This window comes from Nocardioides oleivorans, assembly GCF_004137255.1.
Classification (GTDB): domain Bacteria; phylum Actinomycetota; class Actinomycetes; order Propionibacteriales; family Nocardioidaceae; genus Nocardioides; species Nocardioides oleivorans.
In genome coordinates, this window is sequence record NZ_SDWT01000001.1 from 2,323,090 (window position 1) to 2,349,523 (window position 26,434).

The window sequence follows — 26,434 nt, forward strand, 5'->3', positions numbered from 1 at the left end:
GTGGCCCTAGACCCCCGCGGCCTTCTCCAGCGCCGCCAGCTCGTCGTCGAGGTACTGGAGCAGCACCTGGAGGTGGGGGACCGTGCGGCGGCAACCGGTGAGCCCGAAGGCCATCTTGCCGTCGTACGACGTGCACGTGATGTTGAGCGCCATGCCGTTGATCGGGATGGAGAGCGGGTAGGTGCCGACGAGGCGGGCGCCGTTCCAGTAGTGGGTGGTCCGGGGGCCGGGGACGTTGCTCACGATGAGGTTGTAGGGCGGGCGGACGATGCCCTGCATCCGCAGGACCGGACCGAGGATGGCCGGCGCCTGACCGAGCGCGCTCATCGCGAGGATCTGCGCCGGCGTCATCGCCGACAGGCTCTCCTTGCCGTCCTTCATCGAGGTGTGGATCGCGGCGAGCCGGTCGGCCGGGTCGGCGAGGTGGGTGCCGAGCTGCACCATGACCGAGCCGACGGCGTTGCCGCCGTCGCCGGAGGCGAGGTGCGACTGCTTGGCGTTGAGCCCGACCGGCACCATCGAGATCAGCGACGTCTCGGGCAGTGCGTCGAGGTCGGCGAGGTAGGTCCGCATCGCGCCGCTGACCATCGCGAGCACCACGTCGTTGATCGTCGTGCCGGTCGCCTTGCCGACCCCGCGGAGCCGCTCGACGGGCCAGTCCTGCGCGGCGAAGCGGCGCGATCCGGTGATGTTCTGGTTGAGCATCGTGCGCGGGGCGTAGAGCGAGAGCGCGGAGGTCTCGTTGCGGACGGACTTGTTGAGCGTGCGGATCAGCGCGCCGGGCATCCCGGCGGCCTCCGACGCCAGCGCGAGCGCCGTACGCACCGTGGTGGCCGAGACGTCGGCCAGCGAGGCACCGCCGTCGCTCACCGGCTCCTCCTGCGGCGCGCGCGGGCGGTGGGCCCAGGGCGCCGGCATGTTGCGCTCGTCGGGGTCGGTGGAGAGCACGCTCGCGAGCAGTCGCATCGCCGAGACGCCGTCGACGAGGGCGTGGTGGGTCTTGGTGTACATCGCGACCCGGCCGTCGCGCAGGCCCTCGATGATCGTCGCCTCCCACAGCGGCCGCTCCCAGGCGAGGCGGGTGCTGTGCAGGCGCGAGCAGAGCTCGAGCAGCTCGCGGACGCGACCCGGCCGGGGCAGCGCGCTGTGCCGGACGTGGTGCTCGATGTCGAACTGCTCGTCCGGCTGCCAGACGAGCTGTCCGGCGGTGCGCGCCGAGCGGTGCGGGTGCTTGAGGAAGAGGGGGGCGATCTCCTCGACGTTGCTCATCTGCTCGTACATCTCGCGCGCGAACCCGCGACCCGCACCCTCGGGCTTCTCGAAGAGCTGGAGGCCGCCGACGTGCATCGGCATGTTGCGGTTCTCGGCCAGCAGGAAGCCGGTCGCCGTCGGGTCGATCGGGTTGACCACGGGATCCTCCTCCGGCCCCCTCGGCTCGAGGGCAGTCCGCGCATCCTCTCGCCCTGCGACGACCGCCACAAGGAGGTGTCCGGCGCGTCAGGCCCCGGACGGATCGCTGAGGGAGTCGGTGAGCTCGCTGACCAGCGCGTCGACGACCGCGACGAGGTCGCCGCCGGACTCGCGCGCGACCGTGCGCTGTCGCTGGTACGACGCCCCGCGCCGCGGGATCTCGGCGACGGTCCGCAGCTCGGCCTCGCAGTCGAGGCGCCGGGCCACGGGCGTGAGCCGCTCCAGGAGGTCGTCGAGGTCCTCGGTCACCAGCCGCTCCCGGTTGGCGTCGTCGACGATGACGATCGCCTCGAGGCCGTAGCGCGCCGCGCGCCACTTGTTCTCCTGGACCTGCCACGGCGGCATCGTCGGCAGGTGCTCGCCGGCGGCGAGCCGGGTGTCGAGGTCGACGACGAGGCAGTGCACGAGGGCGGTCATCGCGGCCACCTCGCGGATGTCGGACATGCCGTCGCAGACGCGGTGCTCGAGGGTGCCGAGGTGCGGCGCGGGCCGGAGGTCCCAGCGGACGTCGGACATCGAGTCGATGATCCCGGTCGTGGTCTGGTCGCCGATGCACTTCTCGAACTCGGCCCACGTGTCGAAGGCGAAGGGCAGCCCGGCGGTCGGCAGCTGCTGGAACATCAGCGCGCGGTTGGAGGCGTAGCCGGTGTCCTGGCCGGCCCAGATCGGCGAGCTCGCCGACAGCGCGAGGAGGTGGGGGTAGGTCGTCAGCATCGAGGCGAGCACCGGCATCACCCGGTCGCGCTCGGGCATCCCGACGTGGACGTGCACGCCCCAGATCAGCATCTGACGGCCCCACCACTGCGTGCGGTTGATTAGCTCGGCGTAGCGGTGGCCGTCGGTGAGCTGCTGCATCGACCAGTCGGCGAAGGGGTGCGACCCCGCCCCGAGCAGGTCGACGCCGACCTCGTGCGCAGCAGGGACGACGACGGCCAGGGTGTCGGCCAGGTCGGTCATCGCCTCGCCGACGGTGTCGCAGATCCCGGTCACCACCTCGACCGTGTTGCGCAGCAGCTCCTTGTGCAGCCGGGCCGGTTCGGCGAGCCGGCCACCGGCGAGGTCGTGCACCTCGGAGGCGACGCTGCGCAGGTCGCGGCTGACGCGGTCGACCAGCGCGAACTCCCACTCCACCCCGAGGGTCGGCTGCGGCGACGCGTGGAAGTCGATGCGCATGGCGACCAGCCTAGGGGTGTCGGCGACACGACGGATCACCCCTGTGACGCTCGTCCCCGCCCCGGTGCCACCATGGCCCGGTGGACGAGCCGGAGGAGCAGACCGAGCAGCAGCGCGCGGCCGAGCTGGCCCGCGAGGCCCACCTGACGATGGACCTCTGCCTGCGCGTCGGCGAGATGCTGCTGTCGTCGGGCGCGGGGGCCGCCGACGTCACCGCGACCATGCGATCGGTGGCCGACCACTTCGGCCTCCGGGCGGCCGAGGTCGACGTCACCTTCACGGCGCTGTCGATGAGCTTCCAGCGCTCGCCCGACGACGTGCCCGTGCTGATGATGCGGCACGTGCAGCAGCGCGACATCGACTACGAGGACCTCACCGCGGTCGACCACCTCGTCCGCGACATTCTCACCGACCAGGCCGACGTCTACCTCGCGCGCTCGCGGATGGCCACGATCGTCTCGCTGGGCCACGCCTTCCCCCGGTGGGCCGTGACGATCGCCTGGGCGGTGATGGCGGCCGCGGTCGGCGTCTTCCTCGGCGGTGGCGTCGTGGTGTCCGCCGTGGCCGCGGTGGCGGCCGCCTTGATCGACCGCGTGCAGATGGCGCTGGCCCGCCGCCGGCTGCCGTTCTTCTACCTCCAGGTCGCCGGTGGTGCGATCGCGACCCTGATCGCGGCTGCCGTCGCGGCGTCCCCGATCGACGTCGATCCGTCCCTCGTCGTGACCGCCAACATCATCATGCTGCTCGCCGGCATCGGCCTGATGGGCGCGGTGCAGGACGCGCTCACGGGCTTCTACCTGACCTCCAGCGCCCGCCTGATCGAGGCGATGATGGCGACCGCCGGCATCATCGCGGGCGTCGCGCTCGGCATCTCGGTCGCCAACGGCGTCGGCCTCGAGCTCGGGACGCTGGTGCCCGGCCAGCTCGGCCGGCAGTACTCCGACCTCCCCACGATCCTCGTCGGCGCGGCCGTCTCCGCGGCGGCCTTCAGCGTCGCGTCGTACGCCCCGCGCCGGGCCGTGCTGCCGATCGGCCTCACCACCGCGGCCGCGGCCCTGATCGGCCAGCTGGTCTCCCTCAACGGCTTCGGCAGGGTCGCCGCGGCAGGTGCCAGCGCGTTCTTCATCGGGCTCGTGGCCTACGCCGTCGCCGGTCGCGTCCGGGTCCCGCCGCTCGTCGTCGCGGTGCCGGCGATCGTGCCGTTCCTGCCCGGCCTGTCGATCTACCGCGGCCTCACCTGGCTCGCGGACGGCGGCTACCTGATCTCCCAGGGCATCCTGGCGCTGATGACCGCGATCTCGGTCGCGATCGCGCTGGCCTCCGGCGTGATCCTGGGGGAGTACGTCGCCCAGCCGCTGAAGCGGGAGGCCCGCAGGCTGGAGAGCCGGCTGTCCGGACCGCGCCTGGTCGGGCCCTACCGGGCGATGACCCGCGCCGAGCGCAAGGCGCTCCGCAAGGTCAGGGACGGGCTCTCAGGTCGTTGAGCGTCGCCAGCCACCGCTGGTGGGAGCCGTCGTACGGCGCCGCGTGGCCGCGCACGAGCGGCACCAGCCCGTCGGCGGTCGATCGCGCAGCGGCGACGACGTCGGCGGGATAGCCGAAGGCCGCCTGGTGCTCGAGGAACTCGTCCTCGTCGTCGATGAAGGTCTCGCCCGGACCCGCCATCCAGTCGGCCGGTGACTCCAGCGGCTCGGGTGACATCCGGATCACGTCGAGGTCGAGGTCAACCGCGCGCAGCACGTCGCCGTCCCACCTCGCGGGGGTCGAGACGTCGATGTAGACGTCGCACCAGATGCCCGGTGCCTGGAACGTCGGGACGTACCACCCGTCCGCGGTCACCAGCGTCACGGCGTCGACGGAGGAGACGAACTCGTGCCCGGGCCGACGGTTCAGCGTGCCCTCGGGGAAGCCGAGCCACTCGCCGTGCTCGTCCGCACCGAGGTAGATGCCGTCGAACTCCCAGTGCGGCCGGTCGCCCCACTTCGTCATCTCGACGCGGATCGCGGCCCCGGGCTCCATGACCCCCAACCTAGACGCCGGCCGGACGCCGGGTCAGCGGATGGGCATGCGCGAGGTCACGCGTGCGACGACGTCCTGGTAGCGCGAGCCGGCGAGCTTGGCGAGGTGGTGGATCACGTGGGCGTCGATGCCGACCAGGACGCGCGCCTTCCCGGCGAGGGCGCCGTCGAGGATGACCTCGGCCGCGCGGTCCGGGGACATCCTGGCGAGCTTCTTCTCGAAGAGCGCGTCGATCGCGCCGCCGTCGAGGCCGGCCGCCTTGCGGCCGTTGCGGCTGATGCCGGTGCGGATGCCGCCGGGGTGGACGCAGGTGACGGTGACCGGGTGGCCGGCCACGAGCATCTCCTCGCGGATCGCCTCGGTCAGGCCGCGGACGGCGTACTTGGTGGCGTTGTACGCCGACTGCCCGGGGACGGAGACCAGCCCGAACAGCGAGGAGATGTTGACCAGCGCTCCGTTGCCCGAGGCGATGAGGTGGGGGAGGAACTCCTTGGAGCCGTGGACGACGCCGTGGAAGTTGACCCCGACGATCCAGTCGAGGTCGTCGTAGGTGAGCTCGGTGAAGTCGCCGGTCAGCGTGACGCCGGCGTTGTTGACGACGAGGTCGACCCGGCCGAACTCCTCGACGACCCCCTCGGCCCAGGCGGCCATCTCGGACCGCGAGGAGACGTCGACGACGTCGTGGCGCACCTTGGTGGCACCGGCGTGCTCGGCCAGCCGCACGGTCTCGGCGAGGCCCTCGGCGTTCCAGTCGGACAGCGCGAGGAGCCCTCCACCGCGGGCGGCGCGCAGCGCCAGCGCCCGGCCGATGCCGGACCCGGCACCCGAGATGACGACGACCTTGTCGGAGACGCTGCGCAGGCTCATGCGTCCGACTGTAACTCGGAGTTACGGTCTTGGGGAGCCCCGGGCAGGGCGACGGTGATCACGGTGTCACCGGGCGCGCTGCGGAGGGACACCGAGCCACCGTGGGCGTGGACGATCGCCTCGACCAGCGACAGCCCGAGCCCGGCGCCGCCCGCACGGTTGCGCGAGGCGTCCCCGCGGACGAAGCGCTCGAAGGCGCGCGGTGCCAGCTCGGGCGGGAAGCCGGGCCCGTCGTCGTGCACCGTGAAGCCGTACGCCGTCCCGGTGACCGTGATCGTGCTGCCGGCGGGGGTGTACTTGCGTCCGTTGGTGAGCAGGTTGCTGACGACCTGGTGCAGCCGGGCGCTGTCGCCCTCGACCGTGATCGGGGCGTCGGGCAGGGCCAGCCGCCACGACCGGTCGGGGTCGACGACCCGGGCGTCGTCGACCGCCTCGATGAGCAGGCGCGACAGGTCCACGGGCTCGCGCACGAGGGGGCGCCCGGAGTCGAGCCGCGCGAGCAGGAGCAGGTCCTCGACCAGCGCGGTCATCCGGGCCGACTCGGTCTCGACCTTGTCGAGCGCGGTGCCGGTGGCCTCGGGCCGCTTGCGGGCGAGCTCGGTGTAGCCGGCGATCGTGGCCAGCGGGGTGCGCAGCTCGTGGGAGGCGTCGGCGACGAACTGGCGCACCTGCTGCTCGCTGCGGTGGCGTTCGGCCAGCGAGCTCTCGACGTGGTCGAGCATCGAGTTGAGCGCGGCGCCGACCTGGCCGACCTCGGTGCGGTCGTCGGTGAGCCGCTCCGGCACCCGCTCGCCGATCTGGATCTCGCCGGAGCCGAGGGGGAGCTCGGAGACCCGGTGGGCGGTGGCCGACACCTCGCGCAGCGGGGCCAGCTGGCGGCGGACGACCCAGAAGCCGACCCCCGCGGCGGCGAGCACGCCGAGCAGGGTGGCGAGCAGCTCGAGGCGCACGAGGTCGCTGATCGTCGCGTCGACGTCCGAGCAGGGGAGACCGACGACCGCCACGCCGTCGCTCAGGTCCGTGACGAGGACGCGGTAGTCCCCGAGCCCGGGGATCGTGACGTCCTGCGGGTCGTCCGACGGTTCGAGCCCGGAGAGCGCGTCGAGCTGGTCGTCGGTCAACGAGGTGCGTCGCGGTCCTCGATCGTCCTCGTCGTGGTTGAGCACCTGGCCGCCGGCCTTCACGGGACCGTCGTCGAGGAACCCGGCGTAGAGGGTGCCGTACTCCTGCCCCGCACCGAAGTCACCCGGGCCACCGCGGCCCGGGCCGAGCAGGGTGCGCATGGTGTCGGCGACATCGGCGTCGAGCCGCTTGTCGAGGCTCTGGCGCATCGCGAGCGTCGTCGCCGTACCGATGGCGAGGGCGGTCACGGCCACCAGCAGCACCGCGACGGCCACGAGCCGCGCGGTGAGGGTCAGCGGGAACCGTGGCCTCCGCAGGGCGGGCAGCCTCATCCCGCCGGCTTCAGCACGTAGCCCGCACCGCGCATGGTGTGGATCATCGGCTCGCGGCCGGCGTCGACCTTCTTGCGGAGGTAGGAGATGTAGAGCTCGACCACGTTGGCCTGCCCGCCGAAGTCGTACTGCCAGACGCGGTCGAGGATCTGCGCCTTGCTCAGCACCCGGCGGGGGTTGCGCATGAGGAAGCGCAGCAGCTCGAACTCGGTCGCGGTCAGGCTGATCTCGTCGCCGGCGCGGTGCACCTCGTGGCTGTCCTCGTCGAGGGTGAGGTCCCCGACGACCAGCATGTTGCCGGCGTCGGCCTGTGCGGCGGTGCCGCCACGGCGGATCAGGCCGCGCAGCCGGGCCACGACCTCCTCCAGGGAGAACGGCTTGGTGACGTAGTCGTCGCCACCGGCGGTGAGGCCGGCGATGCGGTCCTCGACGGCGTCCTTGGCGGTGAGGAAGAGGACGGGGACGTCGTTGCCGTCCGCGCGCATCCGGCGCAGCACCTCGAGGCCGTCGAAGTCGGGCAGCATGATGTCGAGGACGACGGCATCGGGCCGGAAGTCGCGCGCCGTCGCGACCGCGTCCGTGCCGTTGTGCGCCATCTGGAGGTCCCAGCCCTCGTAGCGCAGGGCCATCGAGAGGAGCTCGGCGATGTTGACCTCGTCGTCCACGACGAGGACCCGCACGGGCGTGCCGTCGGGGCGGGTGAGCTGCTGCATGGGCAGCATCTTGCCGATTCTTGCTGTGCGTTTCCTGTGCCGCGCCTGTCGACCGTCTCAGCGCCGGTTGAGCCGGGCGGCCTGGCGCACCAGGTGGTTCCGCTCGGCGGCGTTGGTCGCGAGCCCGGCAGCCTCGGCGTAGAGCCGTGCGGCGGTCGCGAGGTCGCCGTCCCTCTCGTGGAGGTACGCCGACACGGCCCGGTGGCGCGGCAGGGCGGGGTCGACCTCGGCGAGCGCGGCGAGACCTGCGCGGGCACCGTCGGCCTCGCCGAGGGCGACGGCCCGGTTGAGCCGCACGACCGGGCTGCCGGTGAGCGCCAGCAGCTCGTCGTACCACTGCACGATCTGCACCCAGTCGGTCTCCTCGGCGCTCGGGGCGTCTGCGTGGAGGGCGGCGATCGCCGCCTGGAGCTGGAACTCCCCTCTCCGGTCCTGCGCCAGCGCGGCCTGCAGGATCGCGACGCCCTCCTCCACGAGCGCGGTGTCCCAGAGGGCGCGGTCCTGGTCGGCCAGGGGGACGAGGGTGCCGTCGTCGCGGGTGCGCGCCGGGCGCCGGGCGTGGTGCAGGAGCATCAGCGCGAGCAGCCCGCCGGTCTCCGGGTCCTGCCCGTCCGGTCCGGCGAGCCCGGCGAGCTGCCGGGTCAGTCGGATCGCCTCGGCGGCGAGGTCGACGTCGCCGGTGTAGCCCTCGTTGAAGACGAGGTAGAGCACCCGGCGGACCGTGGCGAGGTCGCCCGGCCGGTCGAAGGACTCCGTCGACACGGTGCGCTTCGCCCGGCTGATGCGCTGCGCCATCGTCGCCTCGGGGACGAGGTAGGCCTCGGCGACCTGCCTCGTGGTGAGGCCGCCGACGGCGCGCAGGGTGAGCGCGACCGCCGACGCGGGCGTCAGCGCAGGGTGGGCGCAGAGGAAGAACACCCGCAGGGTGTCGTCGGCGGCCTCGGTCGGCCCCGGTCCGGGCTCGGCGTCGACGGTGACCTCGCGCCGCGACCGCGCGGACGCGGAGCGCACCACGTCGAGGAACCGTCGCCACGCCGCGGTGACCAGCCAGCCCTTGAGGTCGCGCGGCACCGCCTCCGAGCCGTCGCCGAAGGTCCGCCAGGCGTCGACGAGCGCCTCCTGCACGGCGTCCTCGGCCGCCGCGAAGTCAGCTCCGCGGCGGACGAGGATGCCGATCACCTGCGGCACGAGCGGCCGCAGCGTCGCAGCGTCGAAGGCGTCGGTCATCGGCAGGTCAGTCGCCGGTGCTCGTCGGGGAACCGTAGAACGGGCGCACCTCGAGCCACTCGTGGATCGGCCTGCCGTCCTTGCCGGGCGCCATCGAGAGCTCGGTGGCGAGCTCGACCGCGCGGTCCCAGCCGTCGACGTCGATGACGTACCACCCGGCGATGAGGTCCTTCGTCTCGGCGAACGGGCCGTCGGTGACCGGTGCGGTGCCGGCGTCGTCGGCCCTGACCCAGGCGCCGTCGGGGGCGAGCGCCTGCGCGTCGACGTACTCGCCGTTGGCCTCCAGCCTCTTCCCGAAGTCGTCCATGAAGGCCATGTGGGCGTCGATCTCCTCGGGCGCCCACTCGTCCATCGGGTGGTCGTTCACCGCCGTGGGTGCGCCGCGGTAGTGCTTGAGGAGCAGGTACTTCGGCATGTCGGTCTCCTTGGTGTCGTGCGGCCCATTGTGGCCGCGTCCACCCCGGGGACGGAGCCGTGCCGCGCGTCTCGACATCCTCGGGCGGCCTTTTTCTCGGCTGTCTCAGATCGTCGCCACAGGCCCCGCACAGGGTCGCGCCGGACGGTGTGGCACATGACCGATGACAAGTCCCCGGGCGTCCAGCCCACCGACGAGACCCAGCCGGTGCGTCCCCAGGGCGCACCCGCCGACCAGGCCCCCGCCCAGCCCGCCGCTCCCGCAACCGACACGGCTGCACCCGCCACGGCCGCGTACGCCGTCCCGGCCGCCGCGGTCGCCGACCCGAGCGCCCGGCGCGGCTTCCGCGAGCGCTTCCGCCGGGCGCGCAGCGGCGACGGCAACCGCGCCTTCAGCCTCGGCGCGCTCGTCGCCTCCGCGCTGGCCGGCCTCATCGTCGGTGGGCTCGGCGTCACCGCCGTGCACGCCATCGGCCACGACGGACCCGACCGCGGGAACGTCAGCCAGCAGCGCGGGCCGATGGGCGGCGACCTCGACGGACCCGGCGGGCAGCCGGGCCGGGACGGCAACGGCGGCCCGGCCTTCGGCCAGGGCGGTGGGATGCCCGGCCAGGTGCAGCCGACCACGCCCCCCGAGGACGACGACAGCGGCTCGAGCTCCTGACCCCGACCCGGCCGGACAATCCGGTTGCCGCAGTGGGCGAGAATGTCTCCCGCTGTGAAGATCACCTATCCCGCCGAGCTCCCGGTCTCCGCGCGCCGCGACGACATCGCGGCGGCCATCCGCGACCACCAGGTCGTGATCGTGGCCGGCGAGACCGGCTCGGGGAAGACCACCCAGCTGCCGAAGATCTGCCTCGAGCTCGGCCGCGGCCTCGGGTCGGACGGCGGCGGCCAGCTGATCGGGCACACGCAGCCGCGCCGGATCGCTGCACGCTCGGTCGCCGAGCGCATCGCCGAGGAGCTCGGCACCGAGCTCGGCGACGTGGTCGGCTACCAGGTCCGGTTCACCGATCGGACCAGCCGTGCGAGCCGGGTCAAGCTGATGACCGACGGCATCCTGCTGGCCGAGCTCCAGCGCGACCGTGACCTGCGCAAGTACGACACGATCATCATCGACGAGGCCCACGAGCGCAGCCTCAACATCGACTTCCTGCTCGGCTACCTCAAGCGCCTGCTGCCGCGCCGGCCCGACCTCAAGGTGATCATCACCAGCGCCACGATCGACGTCGACCGCTTCGCCGCGCACTTCTCGGCGCCCGTGGTCGAGGTCTCGGGGCGCACCTACCCCGTCGAGGTCCGCTACCGCCCGCTGCTGGAGCTGCCGGAGGAGGACGACGAGGGCGAGGCGGTCCAGCGCGACCAGACCGACGCGATCCTCGACGCCGTCCGCGAGCTCTCGGCGGAGGGCCCGGGTGACGTGCTGGTCTTCCTCCCGGGCGAGCGGGAGATCCGCGACACCGCCGACGCGTTCGAGGCCCTGAAGAGCGACCGGCTGGAGATCGTCCCGCTCTACTCCCGCCTCAGCGCGGCCGACCAGCACAAGGTCTTCTCCAGCCACTCCTCGATCGTGCGCCGCGTGGTGCTCGCCACCAACGTCGCCGAGACGTCGCTGACCGTGCCCGGGATCCGGTACGTCGTCGACACCGGCGTCGCGCGGATCAGCCGCTACTCGGTGCGCACCAAGGTGCAACGCCTGCCGATCGAGCCCATCAGCCAGGCCTCCGCCAACCAGCGCTCCGGCCGCTGCGGGCGCGTGTCGGAGGGCATCGCGATCCGGCTCTACTCGGAGGAGGACTTCGAGGCGCGGCCGGAGTTCACCGACCCCGAGATCCTGCGGACCAACCTGGCCAGCGTCATCCTCCAGATGGCCTCGCTCCGCCTCGGCGACATCGCCCGCTTCCCCTTCGTCGAGCCGCCCGACCGCCGCAACATCAAGGCCGGCACCGACCTGCTGGAGGAGCTCGGCGCGGTCGCCACCGAGGCGCCCCCGCAACGTCATGCGGACAGGGCAGGCGGTCGCCCCGACCGCATGACGTCCCGGCAGGGCGTACGGCTCACCGAGGTCGGCAGGCGCCTGGCCCGCCTCCCGATCGACCCCCGGCTGGGCCGGATGATCATCGAGGCCGACCGCCTCGGCTGCCTGCGCGACGTGCTCGTGATCTCGGCCGCGCTGTCGATCCAGGACCCCCGCGAGCGTCCGGAGGAGCAGCGGGCGCAGGCCGACCAGCTCCACGCACGGTTCAAGCACGAGTCGAGCGACTTCCTCACCTGGCTCAACCTGTGGCGGCACGTCAAGGAGCAGCAGAAGGAGCTCTCGTCGAGCGCCTTCCGCCGGATGTGCAAGCGCGAGCACCTCAACTACATGCGCATCCGCGAGTGGCAGGACTACGAGTCCCAGCTCCGCCAGGTCGCCAAGGAGATGAAGCTCCACGTCGGGCACCCGTCCGACACCCCCGACGAGGACGGCATCCACCAGGCGCTGCTGTCCGGCCTGCTGAGCCACATCGGCGCGCTCGAGGAGCGGGAGAAGGCCAGGCCGGGGGAGCGGCGCCCGATGCGGGAGTACCTCGGCGCCCGCAACGCCCGGTTCGCGATCTTCCCGGGCAGCGTGCTCCGCGGCTCCAACCCCGGCTTCGTGATGGGCGCCGAGCTGGTCGAGACCTCGCGGCTGTGGGCCCGGCAGAACGCCGCGATCAAGCCCGAGTGGGCCGAGACCCTCGGCGCCCACCTGGTGAAGCGGACCTTCTCCGAGCCGCACTGGTCGCGCAAGCGCGCGGCCGTGATGGCCCGCGAGCGGGTCACGTTGTACGGCGTCCCGCTGGTCGCCGACCGGCTGGTGCAGTACGGCCGCATCGACCCGCCGCTCGCGCGCGAGCTGTTCATCCGCCACGCGCTGGTGCAGCGTGAGTGGGACTCGCGACACCGGTTCCTCGCCGAGAACGCCCGCCTGCTCGAGGAGGCCGAGGAGCTCGAGCACCGCGCCCGGCGCCGCGACATCGTGGTCGACGAGGAGACGCTCTTCGAGTTCTACGACCAGCGCGTCGGGGCCGACGTGGTCAGCGGCCAGCACTTCGACCAGTGGTGGAAGCGCGCGCGGCAGAAGCGCGCCGACCTGCTCACCTTCGACCCGGAGATGCTCACCCACGACACCGCCGACGACGTCCGCGCGACGGACTTCCCCACGCAGTGGCAGGACTCGGACGAGGCCGGGCTGACCTTCCCGATCAGCTACCACTTCGAGCCCGGGGCGGTCGACGACGGGCTCACCATCGACGTGCCCGTCGCGACGCTCAACCGCATCGAGGCCGACGACTTCTCCTGGCTCGTGCCGGGCCTGCGCGAGGAGCTCGTCACCGAGCTGATCCGCTCGCTGCCGAAGAACCTCCGCGTCTCGATGGTCCCCGCACCCAACACCGCGCGCGAGTTCCTCGCCGCCATCCCTCCCGGCGCCGAGCCGCTGCTCGACGCCCTCGAGCGCTTCGCCCGCAGCACCCGCAGCCTGATGATCGACCGTGGGTCGTGGGACTGGTCGAAGGTCCCCTCGCACCTCCGGCCGACCTACCGCGTCGTGACCGAGGAGGGTGCGGAGGCCGGCCGCGGCAAGGACCTCGACGCGCTCAAGGAGCCGCTGCGGCCGACCTTCGAGCAGGCGATGGCCGACGTCGCCGCCGACTCGGGCATCACCGCGACGGGCCGGACGTCCTGGACGTTCGGCACGGTCGAGGAGTCCTTCGTCCAGCGGCGGGCGGGCCACGAGGTCCGCGGCTTCCCGGCCCTCGTCGACGAGGGCACGACCGTCGGGCTGCAGGTGCTCGCCACGGCCGACGAGGCCGCGGCCCACCACCGGCTCGGCGTACGACGCCTCGTGCTCCTCGCGCTCGGTCCGGCCACCCCCGTCGACGACGTGCTGGCCGCCGCCGGCCTCGACCAGCGGGCCAAGCTCGCCCTCGTCGGGTCGCCGTACCCCTCGGTCGCCGACCTCCTCGACGACCTGCGCGCCGGGATCGTCGGCGAGGTGGTCGACGCCCGCCCGACGGTCCGGGACGAGGAGGCGTACGACGCCGTGGTCGCCGCCGCCCGCGAGGCCGTGGCCGCCGGGACGAGCGCCGCGGTGCACGACGTGATGCGGGTGCTGGAGTCGTGGCGCACGACCGACAAGGCCATCTCCGGACGCGCCGACCTGATGACGCTGCCCGCCCTGACCGACATGCGCGCGCAGGTCGGCCGGCTGATGACGGCCGGCTTCGTGGCGGATGCCGGACCGAGGCGGCTGCGTGACGTGAGCCGCTACCTCAGCGCAGTGGCGTACCGGCGCGAGCGTCTCGACCAACAGGTCGCCCGCGACCGCCAGCTGATGGACCAGCTGTCCGGGCTGCAGGAGGCGTGGCTGCACGCGGTCGCCGCGCTCCCCGACGGGCAGCCGGTGCCGGAGCACCTGCGTGAGGCGCGTTGGCTGATCGAGGAGTACCGCGTCTCGCTCTTCGCCCAGGGCCTCGGCACCCGGGAGAAGGTCAGCGACCAGAGGATCCGCAAGGTGATGGGCCGCGTCGGCACCTAGGCTGGCTCGGTGAGCGATCGCATCCACCACCGCCCGATGACCCCCGGCGACGGCTTCTTCGCCGACATCGTCGGGGGCGCCGACCCCGCCAAGGTGCGCGAGGCGGGCGACCTCGCCGCGACGGTCCTGGTCCGCGGGGCACGCGAGTCGGAGGACCCGGCGCTCGCCGAGCGGGTCGTGCACCTCGCCGAGACCGAGGGCCTCGAGACCCTCGCCGAGGTCTGGTCGGGCGCGCCCGCCGACACCCTGGCCGGCTGCCTCTGGCGCCTGTTCCTCCTCCGCTCGTGGGTGTACGCCGACCCCGAGCGGGTCGCGGCGGAGTTCGAGGCCGGCCAGCGGAGGGTCGACGTGGCGCGCGTCGTCGCCGGTGTAGCCGACCCGCCCGGACCCGACGAGCTGCGCTTGATGGTCGACGACGTGCTGCGCGGCATCGCCCGCGGCGACTTCGCCGTGACGCTGTTCCGGGCGGCCGCGTTCGCTCGCATCGTCGCCGCCGGCCGCGCCAGCCTCGACGGCTCGCACGACGACATCTCCCGGATGCTCGCGCTGTCCGAGCAGCTCGAGGCGGCCGGACATGGGGAAATCGCGGACACGCTTCCGTAGGTCGTTAAACTGTCAGTGAGTGCGTCGGGCTGTGGCAGCCCCGGGTCCCGAAATTAGCCGCTACGAGCGGCCACGCGCCGTGAGGCGCTCCCGGTCCGGCGCACTCGCTCATCCTCCGCCCCTAGGCTCGGGGCGTGACCGACGACGTGGACTTCCCCTACGCGCCCGAGATCGACGGCGAGCCCGACCCGGGCGAGGTCGTGTGGGCGTGGGTGCCCTACGAGGACGACCCGAGCCAGGGCAAGGACCGCCCGGTGCTGGTCCTCGCCGAGGACGCCGACAGCGACGGCTGGGTGGGGCTGATGCTCACCAGCCAGGACCACGACCGGGACGCCGAGGACGAGGCGCGCCACGGGCGTCACTGGATGGACGTCGGCACCGGCGGGTGGGACGCGCAGCGGCGTCCGAGCGAGGTGCGCCTCGACCGGCTGGTCCACCTCGCCCGCGGTGGCGTACGACGTGAGGGTGCCGCCCTGGACCGCGCGATCTTCGACGCCGTCGTCGCTGCCCGGCGTGGACTCTCCGGATAGGGTCACGCCGTGGTTCGTGCTCTTGCTTCCCGATCGACCCTTCGTCGAGGTGCCTTCGCCGGCTGTGCCCTGGTGGTCGCGCTGGCGACCGCGGCGTGCACCGGTGACGCCGACCCCGAGCCTCAGCCGAGCCCGCAGCCCACCAAGACCGGCAAGCCGACCGACAAGCCGCGCCAGGTCACCTTCGGCGCCTACGGCACCGACGAGGAGGTGGCGGCCTTCCAGAGCGTCGTCGACTCCTTCAACGCCACCTCGACCACCCGCCAGGTCACCTTGAAGTCGTGGCCGGACCACGAGTCCGCGCTCGAGGACGTCCTCGCCGGCAACGGTCCCGACGCCTTCCTCACCTCGCGCATCGACCTCGGCCAGCTGGTGGACGCCGAGGCCCTCCAGCCCGTGAGCCTGCTGCTCGACGAGCGCGGCGTCGACTTCGGCGACCGGTTCTCGCGCGACGCCGTCGACGCGTTCGCGATGAACGACGACCTGCAGTGCATGGCGTACTCGATCTCGCCGATGGTCATCTACTACAACACCAGGCTCGTCGACTGGGACAAGATGGAGCGCCGCGAGCTCGACGTGCCGACGGCCAACTCCGACGGCGTGCGCGACCGCTGGACGCTGGCGGAGTTCGGCGAGGCCGCGCGGTTCGCCTCACGGCGCGGTGACCGTCGCGGCGTGTGGATCGACCCGACCCTCCAGGGGCTCGCGCCGTTCATCTACTCCGGCGGTGGCCAGGTCTTCAACGACGACCGCGAGCCCACCTCGCTCGCCTTCTCCGACGACGGCACCCGCGAGGCGTTGAGCCAGACGCTCGCGATCCTCCGCGACTCGACCGTCACGCCGACCAACGCCCAGCTCGCCCGCGCGACTCCGGTGCAGCTGTTCAAGCGTGGCGAGCTCGCGATGATCGCCGGTTTCCGCAACCTGACCCCCCAGCTGCGTGACGCCGAGAAGCTCGACTTCGACGTCATGCCGATGCCCACGATCAACGACCGCGCGACGGTCGGCGACATCACCGGCCTCTGCCTCTCCGCCGACTCGAAGGTGACCGGCGACGCGGCCGACTTCATCGCCTACGCCGTCTCCGACGCGGCGAGCGCCACGGTCGCCAAGACGGGCTACATCGTGCCGGCCAACACCGAGGTCGCCTCCTCCGAGGACTTCCTCGCCCCCGAGCTCGAGCCGGCCGACGCCGCGGTCTTCAACGCGAGCATCCGCTACATGGTGGTCCCGCCGTTCATCGACCAGCGCCTCGAGCTGATCGAGGCGGTGACCCCGTTCCTCGAGCGCATGGTGACCGCTCCCGGCGTGCTGGACCTCGACCTGATCACCGAGCAGATCGACACCGCCTCGCAGACGATCCTCTCGCCGGAGACGGAGACCGAGACGCCCAGCGAGACGCCGACCGACGACGAGTCGAGCGAGACCCCGGTCGAGTGACCGCTGGGCCGTGAGTCTCCAGGAGACTCACGGTCGAGGAGCGGCCTCAGGCCGGCGCGTCCTCGGCTCCCTGGTCGGCCGCCTGGTCGGCGCCGAGGACCGCACCCACCAGTGCGCCGGTGACGAGCCCGGCCTGCCACGGCCGCGCGCCGTACGACGCCAGCTGCTCGCGGATGCCCTCGGCCAGGGCGGCCGGCTCCCGGGTGGCGGGCGGCGCCCACATGAGCCGGCGGAGGTAGTCGGGGGTCAGCAGGTTCTCCACCGGGAGGTGGTTCACCTCGGCGAGGTTGAGCATCGACTCGCGGGCGGCCTTGAAGCGGCGGTCGGCGACCGGGTCGCGGTCGGCCCACGTGCGCGGGTGCGGCGGGCCGTCCCCGCGGGGCGCCCGGCTCGGCAGCTCGTCCTCGGACATCTCGCGCACCTTGGCGAGCGCGTCGACCCAGCTCGCGGAGTAGCGGCTGGCGCCGCGACCGTGGAAGCCCTGCAGGGACAGGAGCGAGCGGCGGTCGGTGGGCATCGCGGTCGCGGCGACGACGATGGCGGAGTCGGGCAGGATCCGGCCCGGGGTGACGTCGCGCTCGGCGGCGATCTCGTCGCGGGCCTCCCACAGGGCCTTGGCGGCGGCCAGCGACCGGCGCCCGCGCAGCCGGTGCACCCCGGACGTACGCCGCCACGCGTCGACCCGGACGGCGGGCTCGAAACCGAGGAGGTTCTCGAACTCCTGGCGTGCCCACTCGGTCTTCCCGGCCTCGGCGAGCTCGCCGATCATGTGCTCGCGCAGCTCGATCAGCACCTCGACGTCGAGCGCGGCGTAGTCGAGCCACGGCTTCGGCAGCGGCCGGGTCGACCAGTCGGCCGCCGAGTGCTCCTTGCGCATCCGCTGTCCGAGGATCGTCTCCACGAGCGTGGCGAGGCCGACGCGCGGGTAGCCGAGGAGCCGGCCGGCGAGCTCGGAGTCGAAGAGGCTCGTCGGGACGAGGCCGACCTCGCGCAGGCAGGGGAGGTCCTGGGTGGCCGCGTGCAGGATCCACTCGGACCCGGCGAGCGCCTCCTGGAGCGGGGCGAGCGTCGTCATCGGGATCGGGTCGATCAGCCAGGTGCCGGCGCCCTCGCGCCGCAGCTGGATCAGGTAGGCCCGGTTGGAGTAGCGGTAGCCCGAGGCCCGCTCGGCGTCGATGGCGACCGGTCCGGTGGCGGCCGCGAGCGCGGCGCAGGCCTCGAGGAGCCCCGCGTCGGTGTCGACGACCTCGGGCAGGCCGTCGCGGAGCTCGAGCAGCGGGGCCGGGGGAGCCTCGGGTGCCGGCTCGAGGCCAGCGTCGGGCTCCGTGCCGGGCTCGCTGTCGGGCTCGGCGTCAGGACTGTGCGGCGTCTCCGACATCGTTCAGGTGCCGCGCTGACCGCGGCGGCTGGGGATGGCGATGACGCCCTCGGGGACGGGGGGCAGGCCGACGGCCGTGCACATCAGCTCCCCCCAGGCCTCGACGTGCGGGGTCATGTCGAGCGCTCCGGCGTCGTCGACGTCGGGGGTCCACGACGCCCGGATCTCGACCTGGGCGGTGCCCTCCTCGTCGGCCATCCCGCCGAAGCTCTCGGTGGTCACGCAGGTGACGGTGCCGGATGCGGCGTGGAACGCGGCACCGTGCGCGACGAGCGCCTCGGTCAGCCACGACCAGCCGACCGCGGCGAGCATCGGGTCGGCGCCGAGCTCGGGGTCGATGTCCGCGCGGGCGTAGGCCACGCAGCGGAAGGTGCCGTCCCACGCGTCGTTGCCCGCGGGGTCGTGCAGCAGGATCAGCCGACCGGTGCCGAGGTCCTCCTCGTCGACCGTCACGTCACCGCTCAGGGCCGACGACCACGGTGCGATCCGCTGGGGCGCGGGCATCTCCTCGCAGAAGACCTCCGGGCGCAGCGAGGCCCGACGCATCGACTCCACCGCCGCGCGGAACTCCGCGGGCCCAGCCGCGGCAGCACTGCCCGGGTGGGTCTCGTGACGAGCCACCATGACGTCAGGGTAAGCCAGCCCACGTCCCCGTGGATGTGCCGCCACGCCGCCTGACCTGCGAAGATTCGGAGGTGACCGACGCTGTTCCCACGCCCCACCCGGGGCTCGCGCAGAGCCCGTTCCTCGCCGCGGCGAGGGGGGAGGCGCCGTCGCACACGCCGGTCTGGTTCATGCGGCAGGCGGGTCGCTCGCTGCCGGAGTACCTCCGGGTGCGCGAGGGCATCGGGATGCTCGAGTCGTGCATGGACGCCGACCTGGTCACCGAGATCACCCTCCAGCCCGTGCGCCGCTACGGCGTCGACGCCGCGATCTTCTTCTCCGACATCGTGCTGCCGCTCAAGGCGGTCGGCGTCGACCTCGACATCAAGGCCGGCGTCGGCCCGGTCGTCGCCTCACCGGTGCGCACCCTCGCCGACGTCGAGGCGATCCCCGACCTGGTCGACGAGCACGTCCCCTACATCACCCGCGCGGTCCGCCAGCTCGTCGCCGAGCTCGGCGCGACGCCGCTGATCGGCTTCGCCGGCGCGCCCTTCACCGTCGCGTCGTACCTCGTCGAGGGCGGTCCCTCGAAGGAGCACGCGAAGACCAAGGCGATGATGTTCGGCGCCCCCGACGTGTGGGAGGCGCTGATGCGCAAGATCGCCGGCATCGCCTCGGCCTACCTCCGGATCCAGGTCGAGGCGGGCGCCTCGGCGGTCCAGCTCTTCGACTCGTGGGCGGGCGCGCTCACCCCGGAGGACTACCGCGCGTCGGTGATGCCCCACTCCCGGCGCGTGCTCGGCGCGGCCGGGGAGCTCGGCGTGCCGCGCATCCACTTCGGCGTCGGCACCACCAACCTGCTCGGCCTGATGGGCGAGGCCGGTGCCGACGTGGTCGGCGTCGACTGGCGTACGCCGCTGGAGCTGGCGATCCCGCAGGTGGGGGACCGCGCCGTCCAGGGCAACCTCGACCCGACGCTGGTGTTCGCGCCGACCGAGGTGATGACGCAGCGGGCGGCGGCGATCATCGACGCCGGCCGCGCGGCCAGGGGTCACATCTTCAACCTCGGCCACGGAGTCATCCCGTCGACCGACCCCGGTCAGCTCACGGCGCTGACCGAGTTCGTGCACGGCTACTGATCGAGGTCACCGGGGCCGTGTCCGACCCGGTCGCCGGCAGCTCGAGCGAGGCGAGGTAGGCCCGCGACTGCCGCACGAGCGCGGTCTGGAGGTCGCGCAGCGGCTCCGAGACCCGCTCGGCCCGACGGCGCAGCATCAGCAGCGTGACGGTCGTCTGGTCGGTCTGGATCGGCCGCGTCGTCAGCACCCCGGCACGCACCAGCGGGTCGGCGGTGATGGAGAAGTCGGGCAGGATCGACAGGCCCAGGCCCGCCGCGACCATCGCCTTGCCCATCTCGGCCCCGTCGGTGGCGTACGTCGTCTCCGGCAGCGCACCCGCGAACAGCCGGTGGGCGTAGCGGTGCATCACGAAGCCGGGACGCATCAGCACGTGGGGCTCGGCGCGCAGCTCGTCGATGGTGACCCGCTCCTTGGAGGTCAGCGGGTGGTCCGCGCGCAGGCAGGCGACCGGCGTGCCCTCGATGAGCTTGTCCGCGACGAGCGTCGGCGGCACCTCGTCACCGGGCAGCACATTGACCAGGCCGAGGTCCAGCGACCCCTCGGCCAGGCCCTGCTGGATGTCGGTCTGGCGGCCGTTGACGACCTCGATGCCGCCGGACCCGTGCCGCGCGTGCAGGTCGCGCAGGGCCGGGGCGAGCAGGCTCGACGACGCGGTGTTCACCGTGCCTATGCGCAGGTCGCGACGGCGTACGGACTGCTGGCCCGCGGCCTCGCGCAGCCGGTCGACCGCCTCGAGCACCTCCGTCATGCTCTGCAGCAGGTCGAGGCCCTGGCGGCTGATCCGCGAGCCGGTGCGCCGACGGTCGAGCAGGGTCGTGCCGAGCTCCTTCTCGAGCTTGGTCACCGCCTCGCTCAGCGCCGGCTGGGAGATGTGCATCGCCTCGCTCGCGCGACGCAGCGACCCGTGCTCGGTCACCGCCGCGAGGTACTCCAGCTGTTCGATCCGCACCCGTTGCTCCTGCTCTGTCCTGACGTGCTCTGACGTGATCTGGCGTGGTGGTCGGCAAAACCTGCTGCCGGGAAGTCGTGGTCCGCGACGACGACTCCCTAAAGTCTACTAAGTAACTATACAAAACGGGAGGAACCCACCCATGACCACCCTGCGTGTCCGACCCACCCTCAGTCGGAACGATCCCCGGAAGGCCCGCTCGAGCGCCGACAAGGACCAGGAGGCCGAGCGGGCCGACTGGCCCGCCGTGTTCGCCGAGATCGGCGCGGGCGCCCTCCAGCGCGAGCTCGACGGCGTCCTGCCCGCCGAGGCGGTCGCCCGCCTGAAGGCGGCCGGCTTCGGTGCGCTGCGGGTGCCGGTCGCCCACGGTGGCGCCGGCGTCGACCTCGTCGGCCTGGCCGCCCTCTGGATCGACCTCGCCGCCGCCGACGCGAACCTGCCGCAGGCCTTCCGCGGCCACTTCGCCCTCGTCGAGGACCGGCTGTGGCACCACGCGCGCTCGAGCGACCAGCGGGTGTGGTTCGACCGCTTCGCCGCCGGGGAGATCGCGGGCAACGCGTGGTCGGAGGTCGGCTCGGACATCGACCTGCCGCGCACCGTGCTCCGCCCGCGCGCCGACGGGTCCTACCGTCTCGACGGCACGAAGTACTACACGACCGGCACGATCTTCGCGGAGTGGGCCGACGTGCACGCCCGCATCGCCCGGCCCGGGCACCCCGACGAGGTCGAGGACCCGACCGCGATCGCCCTGGTCGACACGCGCGACGCCGGCGTCGCCACGTCCGACGACTGGAACGGCTTCGGCCAGAAGGGCACCGGCAGCGGCACGACGACCTTCGACAACGTCGGCGTCCCGGCCGACCACGTGCTGCCCTTCGAGGAGCGCTTCCCCTACCAGACCGCGTTCTACCAGCTGAACCTCCTGGCGACCCTGACCGGCATCGCGAGGGCGGCGCTCGCCGACGTCGTCGACGCGGTCCAGAAGCGCACCCGCAACTTCTCCCACGCCAACGCCCCGCGCGTGCGCGACGACGCGCAGGTGCTCGCCCGGATCGGCGAGATCGCCGCGGCGGTGTACGCCGCCGAGGCCGCGACGCTCCGTGTCGCGGGCAGCGTCCAGGCCGTGGCCGACGCCGTGCTGGCAGACCCCGACGAGGTCGCCCGGCTGGTCGAGGCCAGCGAGATCGAGTCGTCGACGGCCCAGGTCGTGGTCTCCGAGCTCGTGCTCCGCGCGACGTCCGACCTGTTCGACGCGCTCGGCGCCTCCGCCACGGCGCGCCCGCTCGCGCTCGACCGCCACTGGCGCAACGCCCGGACCGTGGCCTCGCACAACCCGCGCATCCTCAAGGCCCGGGTCGTCGGCGCCCACGTCGTCAACGGCACCCCGCCGCCCTACGCCTGGTCGATCGGCGGCACCCGCCGCCGACAGGACTGGGCGCCCGCCACCACGAGCTGACCGGTCACGCACCGGCTCCGATGGGAGACAGGTGGCGCCCCGCAGCTGCACTGCTCTGGCTGCAAGGCGTCACCTGTCACCCGATCGACAGCGCCAGTGGGCGGGTGCGGGACTTCGAGGCCCGCCGCTGGTATTTGTGTCTATAAGATCGATAGAGATAAATCATGAACACCCCCCAGGAGCACCGATGAGCACCAGACGACCGGCCCCGAGCGAGCCGCTGAAGTTCGCCTACTGGGTCCCCAACGTGTCCGGTGGCCTCGTCATCTCCGACATCGAGCAGCGCACCGGCTGGGACTACGACTACAACAAGCGCCTCGCGCAGACCGCGGAGAACAGCGGCTTCGACTACGCCCTGACGCAGGTGCGCTACACCGCGTCCTACGGCGCGGCCTACCAGCACGAGGCGACCAGCTTCAGCCTCGCGCTGCTGCTGGCCACCGAACGGCTCAAGGTCATCTCGGCGGTGCACCCCTACATGTGGCACCCGGGCGTGCTCGCGAAGTTCATCGCGACCGCCGACCACCTGAGCAACGGCCGCGCGGCGATCAACGTGGTGTCCGGCTGGTTCAAGGACGAGGCCACCAACATGGGGGTGCGGTGGCTCGAGCACGGCGAGCGCTACCGGATGGCGGAGGAGTTCATCGCCTACATCCGCGAGATCTGGACCGAGGACGCCGCCGAGTTCCGCGGCGACTTCTTCCAGCTGCACGACTTCGACATGAAGCCCAAGCCGCTGGACCTCCCGGGCCGCCCGCTGCCGGAGATCTTCCAGGGCGGCAACTCCTCGGTCGCGCAGGCGATGGCCGGTCGGGTGAGCGACTGGTACTTCGCGAACGGCAACACCCCTGACGGCATCTCGCAGCAGATCGAGGGCGTCACCTCCAGCGCCCGCGCGGCCGGGCGGACCGTCCGCTTCGGTGTCAACGGCTTCATGGTCGCCCGCGACACCGAGGCGGAGGCCCACGCGACCCTCGCGGAGATCATCGCCAAGGCCAACCCGGAAGCCGTCCAGGGCTTCGGCGACGCCGTGAAGCAGGCCGGCCAGTCGACCGGTGACAAGACGGGGATGTGGCAGGACAGCGACTTCTCCGACCTCGTGCAGTACAACGACGGCTTCCGCACCGGTCTCGTCGGCACGCCCGAGCAGGTCGCCCACCGGATGCTCGAGTTCAAGCGTCGCGGCGTCGACCTGTTCCTCCTCGGCTTCCTGCACTTCCAGGAGGAGGTCGAGCACTTCGGCCGCGAGGTCCTCCCGATCGTGCGCGAGCTCGAGGCCGCCGAGCAGGAGCGTGTCGCATGAAGACACCCCACGACGTTCTCCTCCCCCGCTCCGCTCCTCCGGACAACGCCGCGGGGACCCCGTCTGCCTCCGACAACCCGGCTGGTGAGGCGGCCTACGTGCCCGTCCTCTCCGCGCCCGAGGCGCTCGCGGTCGCCCACGAGATCGCCGCCGACCTCGCCGCGTCGTCGAGCGAGCGCGACCGGGACCGGATCCTGCCCGCGCGCGAGCTCGAACGGCTGTCGGCCTCCGGGCTCCTCGCGGCGACCGTGCCGGTCGAGCACGGCGGCGCCGGGCTCGCCGTCGAGACCCTCGTCGAGGTCTTCCGGATCCTCGCCGCCGGCGACCCGAGCGTGGCGCAGGTGCCGCACAGCCACTTCGTGTACGTCAACGCGATGCGGCACCAGGGCACCCCCGAGCAGCAGCGGTTCTTCTTCGGCGAGGTGCTGGCCGGCAAGCGGTTCGGCAACGCGCAGTCCGAGACCGGCACCCGCCACGTCCGCGACATCCGCACGGCGCTCACGCCGGTCGGCAACGGGCGCTGGACGCTCAACGGGACCAAGGGCTACAGCACCGGTGCGCTCTTCGCCGACTGGATCCCGGTGCTCGCCCACCTCGACACGCTCGCGGCACCCGGTGAGGGTCCGCTGCACGTCGCGTGGGTCGAGCGGCACGCGCCCGGCGTCACGGTGACCGACGACTGGAACGGGATGGGCCAGCGCACCACCGCAAGCGGCACCGTCGACCTGGTCGACGTCGAGGTGCACGACACCCGCATCACGCCGTACCACCTCACCTTCTCCGGACCGCAGACCTACGGCGCCTTCGCCCAGGTGCTGCACGCCGCGCTCGACGTCGGCATCGCCCGGGCCGCGCTCGACGAGGCCGCGCTCTTCGTCCGCACGAAGTCACGGCCCCACCCCGACGCCCAGGTCGAGCGGGCCGCCGACGACCCGCTCGTCGTCCAGGCGCTGGGCCAGATGGAGCTCGACGTGCGGGCCTCGGAGGCGCTGCTGCGCGAGGCGGCTCGCGCCGTCGACGCGGCGGACGCCGACCTCACCGCGGACACCGTGGCCACCGCCAGCCTCGCGGTCGCCGCCGCCCGTGCCCACTCGGCGAAGACCTCGGTCGAGGTCTCCAGCCGGCTCTTCGAGGTCTCTGGCACCCGCTCGGCCCTCGACTCGCTCAACCTCGACCGGCACTGGCGCAACGCGCGCACCCACACCCTCCACGACCCCGCTGCCTGGAAGGTCCAGCACCTCGGGCGGTACGCCGTCGACGGCACGCCGCCGCCCAACCACGGTCAGCTCTGAGGCCGACCGGCCTCGGTTTCGACACGCTCCCTCCACGTTGCTCGACCAGCGACGGATGAAAGGACTGCCATGAAGTTCCACTGGTTCCTGCCCACCAACGGCGGCGACGGCCGCCAGGTCGTGAGCGGCGGCCACGGCGTCGAGCACGGCGTCGCGGGCCGGCCCGCGAGCGTGCCCTACCTCGGGCAGATCGCCCGCAGTGCCGAGCAGCTCGGCTTCGAGGCCGCGCTCACCCCGACCGGGGCCTGGTGCGAGGACGCGTGGCTGACCACGGCCATGCTCGCCCCGCTCTCGGAGCGGCTGAAGTTCCTCGTCGCCTTCCGGCCCGGGCTCACCTCGCCGACGCTCGCCGCGCAGATGGCCGCCACCTTCCAGAACCTCACCGGCGGCCGGCTGCTCCTCAACGTGGTCACCGGCGGCGAGTCGCACGAGCAGCGCGCCTACGGTGACTTCCTCGACAAGGACGAGCGCTACGAGCGTTGCGGGGAGTTCCTCTCCATCGTGCGCCGTCTGTGGACCGGCGAAGAGGTGACGTACGCCGGCAAGCACCTGCGCGTCGACCAGGCGCGGCTCCAGCAGCTGCCCGACCCGATCCCGCAGATCTACTTCGGCGGCTCCTCGCCCGCCGCCGGCGAGGTCGCGGCCGAGCACGCCGACGTCTACCTCACCTGGGGCGAGCCGCCGGCCGCGGTCGCGAAGAAGATCGCCTGGATCAGGGAGCTGGGGGAGAAGCAGGGTCGCGAGCTGACCTACGGCCTGCGCGTCCACACGATCTCCCGCGACACCTCCGAGGAGGCGTGGGCCGAGGCCGACCGGCTGCTCGCCGGCATCGCCGAGGAGGACATCGCCCGGGTGCAGGAGGGCCTGCGGCGCTCGGAGTCGGTGGGCCAGCAGAACATGCTCGCCCTCAACAACGGCAGCAAGGACGGCCTCGAGATCCACCCGAACCTGTGGGCCGGCGTCGGCCTGGTCCGCGGCGGTGCCGGCACCGCCCTGGTCGGGAGCCACGAGGAGGTCGCCGACCTCGTCGAGGAGTACCACGCGGTCGGCATCGACGAGCTCGTGCTGTCGGCGTACCCGCACCTCGAGGGCGCCTACCAGTTCGGTGAGGGCGTGCTCCCGATCCTCGAGGAGCGCGGCCTCTGGACCAACCCCGCGCCCGTCGCGGCACGGGCCTCGGTCCCGTTCGGCAGCCAGAAGGCCGCCTCGTGAGCGCCGCCGACCTCGACCAGCGCACGCTGCGCGACGCGTTCGGCGCGTTCCCGTCCGGCGTCGTCGCCGTCGCCGCCTCGGTGAAGGGGCAGCTCACCGGCATCGCCGCGTCGTCGTTCACCTCGGTGAGCATCGACCCGCCGCTCGTGTCGTTCTCGATCGCGACGTCCAGCTCCACCTGGCCGTCGCTGCGCGAGGCCGACCGGCTCGGCATCAGCGTGCTCGCCGACCACCACGACGCGGTCTGCCGCCAGCTCGCCGGGCCGCGCGAGGAGCGCTTCACCGGCCTGCCCTTCAAGGTCACCGAGAACGGCTCGGTGCTCCTCGACGAGGCCGTCGCGACCTACGACTGCTCGATCCATGACGAGGTCGTCGCCGGCGACCACGTCATCGTACTGCTCGAGGTGCACGAGGTCGGTGCCGGCGACGGTGAGCACCCGCTCGTCTTCCACCGCTCGGCCTTCGCCAAGCTGCACCGCGACGACCTCGACCCCTCGCGCCTCGACGGCCGGATCAACGGCGCCGAGGTCGACCGGGGCGCGACCACTGTCACGACCGCGGACGAGGCGCACGACGCGGCCTGACCACCCCGACGCCCGGGAGCGATCCCTCCCGGGTCCCGCGGCCCGGC

23 protein-coding genes are annotated in these 26,434 nt (G+C 72.7%); 12 read left to right on the forward strand and 11 right to left on the reverse strand.

Annotation, left to right across the window (positions count from 1 at the left end; genetic code table 11):
- Positions 1–6: 6 nt before the first annotated feature.
- Positions 7–1,410 carry a WS/DGAT/MGAT family O-acyltransferase gene (locus EUA93_RS11095; RefSeq protein ID WP_129400196.1) on the reverse strand — a complete coding sequence of 468 codons (1,404 nt, stop codon included), beginning with the start codon at positions 1,408–1,410 and terminating at the stop codon, positions 7–9.
- 87 nt (positions 1,411–1,497) lie between these two features.
- A complete protein-coding gene (locus EUA93_RS11100) occupies positions 1,498–2,643 on the reverse strand; it encodes a glutamate--cysteine ligase (protein ID WP_129400197.1) in 1,146 nt (381 codons plus the stop codon).
- A gap of 80 nt (positions 2,644–2,723) precedes the next feature.
- On the opposite strand from EUA93_RS11100, the gene EUA93_RS11105 reads away from it, so the two are divergent.
- A complete protein-coding gene (locus tag EUA93_RS11105; RefSeq protein ID WP_242497322.1) occupies positions 2,724–4,127 on the forward strand; it encodes a threonine/serine exporter family protein in 1,404 nt (467 codons plus the stop codon).
- Here EUA93_RS11105 and EUA93_RS11110 read toward each other — a convergent pair.
- Genes EUA93_RS11110 through EUA93_RS11135 form a run of 6 tightly spaced genes read right to left on the reverse strand, consistent with a single transcriptional unit; the run spans position 4,102 to position 9,338 of the window.
- Complete coding sequence (locus tag EUA93_RS11110; RefSeq protein WP_129400198.1) at positions 4,102–4,662, reverse strand: ribonuclease FAU-1 family protein; 561 nt, start codon at positions 4,660–4,662, stop codon at positions 4,102–4,104. The two genes, EUA93_RS11105 and EUA93_RS11110, sit on opposite strands and share 26 nt — an antisense overlap.
- Before the next feature lie 33 nt (positions 4,663–4,695).
- Positions 4,696–5,529, reverse strand: coding sequence for an SDR family NAD(P)-dependent oxidoreductase (locus EUA93_RS11115; protein WP_242497323.1), 834 nt, complete (start codon positions 5,527–5,529; stop codon positions 4,696–4,698).
- On the reverse strand, positions 5,526–6,983 hold the full coding sequence (locus tag EUA93_RS11120; protein WP_129400199.1) for a sensor histidine kinase: 1,458 nt from the start codon (positions 6,981–6,983) through the stop codon (positions 5,526–5,528). The genes EUA93_RS11115 and EUA93_RS11120 overlap by 4 nt, the downstream gene beginning before the upstream one ends.
- Positions 6,980–7,705, reverse strand: coding sequence for a response regulator transcription factor (locus tag EUA93_RS11125; protein WP_129400200.1), 726 nt, complete (start codon positions 7,703–7,705; stop codon positions 6,980–6,982). The genes EUA93_RS11120 and EUA93_RS11125 overlap by 4 nt, the downstream gene beginning before the upstream one ends.
- A 48-nt stretch (positions 7,706–7,753) precedes the next feature.
- Positions 7,754–8,923, reverse strand: coding sequence for an RNA polymerase sigma factor (locus EUA93_RS11130; protein ID WP_129400201.1), 1,170 nt, complete (start codon positions 8,921–8,923; stop codon positions 7,754–7,756).
- 7 nt (positions 8,924–8,930) lie between these two features.
- The gene (locus EUA93_RS11135; RefSeq protein WP_129400202.1) at positions 8,931–9,338 is read right to left on the reverse strand and encodes a YciI family protein; all 408 of its coding nucleotides are present in this window, start codon (positions 9,336–9,338) and stop codon (positions 8,931–8,933) included.
- Positions 9,339–9,494: 156 nt separating this feature from the next.
- On the opposite strand from EUA93_RS11135, the gene EUA93_RS11140 reads away from it, so the two are divergent.
- The 5 genes from EUA93_RS11140 (at position 9,495) to EUA93_RS11160 (ending at position 16,471) form a co-directional block, all read left to right on the forward strand.
- The gene (locus EUA93_RS11140; protein WP_129400203.1) at positions 9,495–10,001 is read left to right on the forward strand and encodes a hypothetical protein; all 507 of its coding nucleotides are present in this window, start codon (positions 9,495–9,497) and stop codon (positions 9,999–10,001) included.
- A 42-nt stretch (positions 10,002–10,043) separates the two neighbouring features.
- Positions 10,044–13,898: an ATP-dependent RNA helicase HrpA gene (gene hrpA, locus EUA93_RS11145; RefSeq protein WP_129400204.1), complete on the forward strand. Its 3,855-nt coding sequence runs from the start codon at positions 10,044–10,046 to the stop codon at positions 13,896–13,898.
- A 9-nt stretch (positions 13,899–13,907) separates the two neighbouring features.
- Positions 13,908–14,501, forward strand: coding sequence for a hypothetical protein (locus EUA93_RS11150; protein ID WP_242497324.1), 594 nt, complete (start codon positions 13,908–13,910; stop codon positions 14,499–14,501).
- 134 nt (positions 14,502–14,635) lie between these two features.
- Positions 14,636–15,031 carry a type II toxin-antitoxin system PemK/MazF family toxin gene (locus tag EUA93_RS11155; RefSeq protein ID WP_129400205.1) on the forward strand — a complete coding sequence of 132 codons (396 nt, stop codon included), beginning with the start codon at positions 14,636–14,638 and terminating at the stop codon, positions 15,029–15,031.
- A gap of 9 nt (positions 15,032–15,040) precedes the next feature.
- Positions 15,041–16,471 (forward strand): extracellular solute-binding protein, encoded by a 1,431-nt coding sequence (locus EUA93_RS11160; RefSeq protein ID WP_129400206.1) that lies wholly within the window; start codon positions 15,041–15,043, stop codon positions 16,469–16,471.
- 46 nt (positions 16,472–16,517) lie between these two features.
- Here EUA93_RS11160 and EUA93_RS11165 read toward each other — a convergent pair whose 3' ends face one another.
- Positions 16,518–17,849, reverse strand: a complete 1,332-nt coding sequence (locus EUA93_RS11165) for an HRDC domain-containing protein (protein WP_129400207.1) — start codon at positions 17,847–17,849, stop codon at positions 16,518–16,520.
- A 3-nt stretch (positions 17,850–17,852) separates the two neighbouring features.
- Positions 17,853–18,473 (reverse strand): DUF3000 domain-containing protein, encoded by a 621-nt coding sequence (locus tag EUA93_RS11170; protein ID WP_129400208.1) that lies wholly within the window; start codon positions 18,471–18,473, stop codon positions 17,853–17,855.
- A gap of 71 nt (positions 18,474–18,544) precedes the next feature.
- On the opposite strand from EUA93_RS11170, the gene hemE reads away from it, so the two are divergent.
- Positions 18,545–19,591: a uroporphyrinogen decarboxylase gene (gene hemE / locus EUA93_RS11175; protein WP_207208661.1), complete on the forward strand. Its 1,047-nt coding sequence runs from the start codon at positions 18,545–18,547 to the stop codon at positions 19,589–19,591.
- Here the strand turns inward: hemE and EUA93_RS11180 are convergent.
- Positions 19,557–20,540 carry a LysR family transcriptional regulator gene (locus EUA93_RS11180; protein ID WP_129400210.1) on the reverse strand — a complete coding sequence of 328 codons (984 nt, stop codon included), beginning with the start codon at positions 20,538–20,540 and terminating at the stop codon, positions 19,557–19,559. The genes hemE and EUA93_RS11180 overlap by 35 nt on opposite strands.
- Before the next feature lie 142 nt (positions 20,541–20,682).
- Between EUA93_RS11180 and EUA93_RS11185 the strand changes: the two genes are divergently transcribed.
- From EUA93_RS11185 to EUA93_RS11205, 5 genes are all read left to right on the forward strand, one after another.
- Entirely contained in the window at positions 20,683–21,996 is a 1,314-nt protein-coding gene (locus EUA93_RS11185; protein WP_129400211.1) for an acyl-CoA dehydrogenase family protein, read from the forward strand.
- A 187-nt stretch (positions 21,997–22,183) separates the two neighbouring features.
- Entirely contained in the window at positions 22,184–23,299 is a 1,116-nt protein-coding gene (gene sfnG / locus EUA93_RS11190; protein WP_129400212.1) for a dimethylsulfone monooxygenase SfnG, read from the forward strand.
- Positions 23,296–24,591 (forward strand): SfnB family sulfur acquisition oxidoreductase, encoded by a 1,296-nt coding sequence (locus tag EUA93_RS11195; RefSeq protein ID WP_129400213.1) that lies wholly within the window; start codon positions 23,296–23,298, stop codon positions 24,589–24,591. Before sfnG ends, EUA93_RS11195 begins: the two co-directional genes overlap by 4 nt.
- 69 nt (positions 24,592–24,660) lie before the next feature.
- Positions 24,661–25,803, forward strand: a complete 1,143-nt coding sequence (locus tag EUA93_RS11200) for an LLM class flavin-dependent oxidoreductase (protein WP_129400214.1) — start codon at positions 24,661–24,663, stop codon at positions 25,801–25,803.
- Positions 25,800–26,387: a flavin reductase family protein gene (locus EUA93_RS11205; protein WP_129400215.1), complete on the forward strand. Its 588-nt coding sequence runs from the start codon at positions 25,800–25,802 to the stop codon at positions 26,385–26,387. The genes EUA93_RS11200 and EUA93_RS11205 overlap by 4 nt, the downstream gene beginning before the upstream one ends.
- The last annotated feature ends 47 nt before the right edge of the window (positions 26,388–26,434 follow it).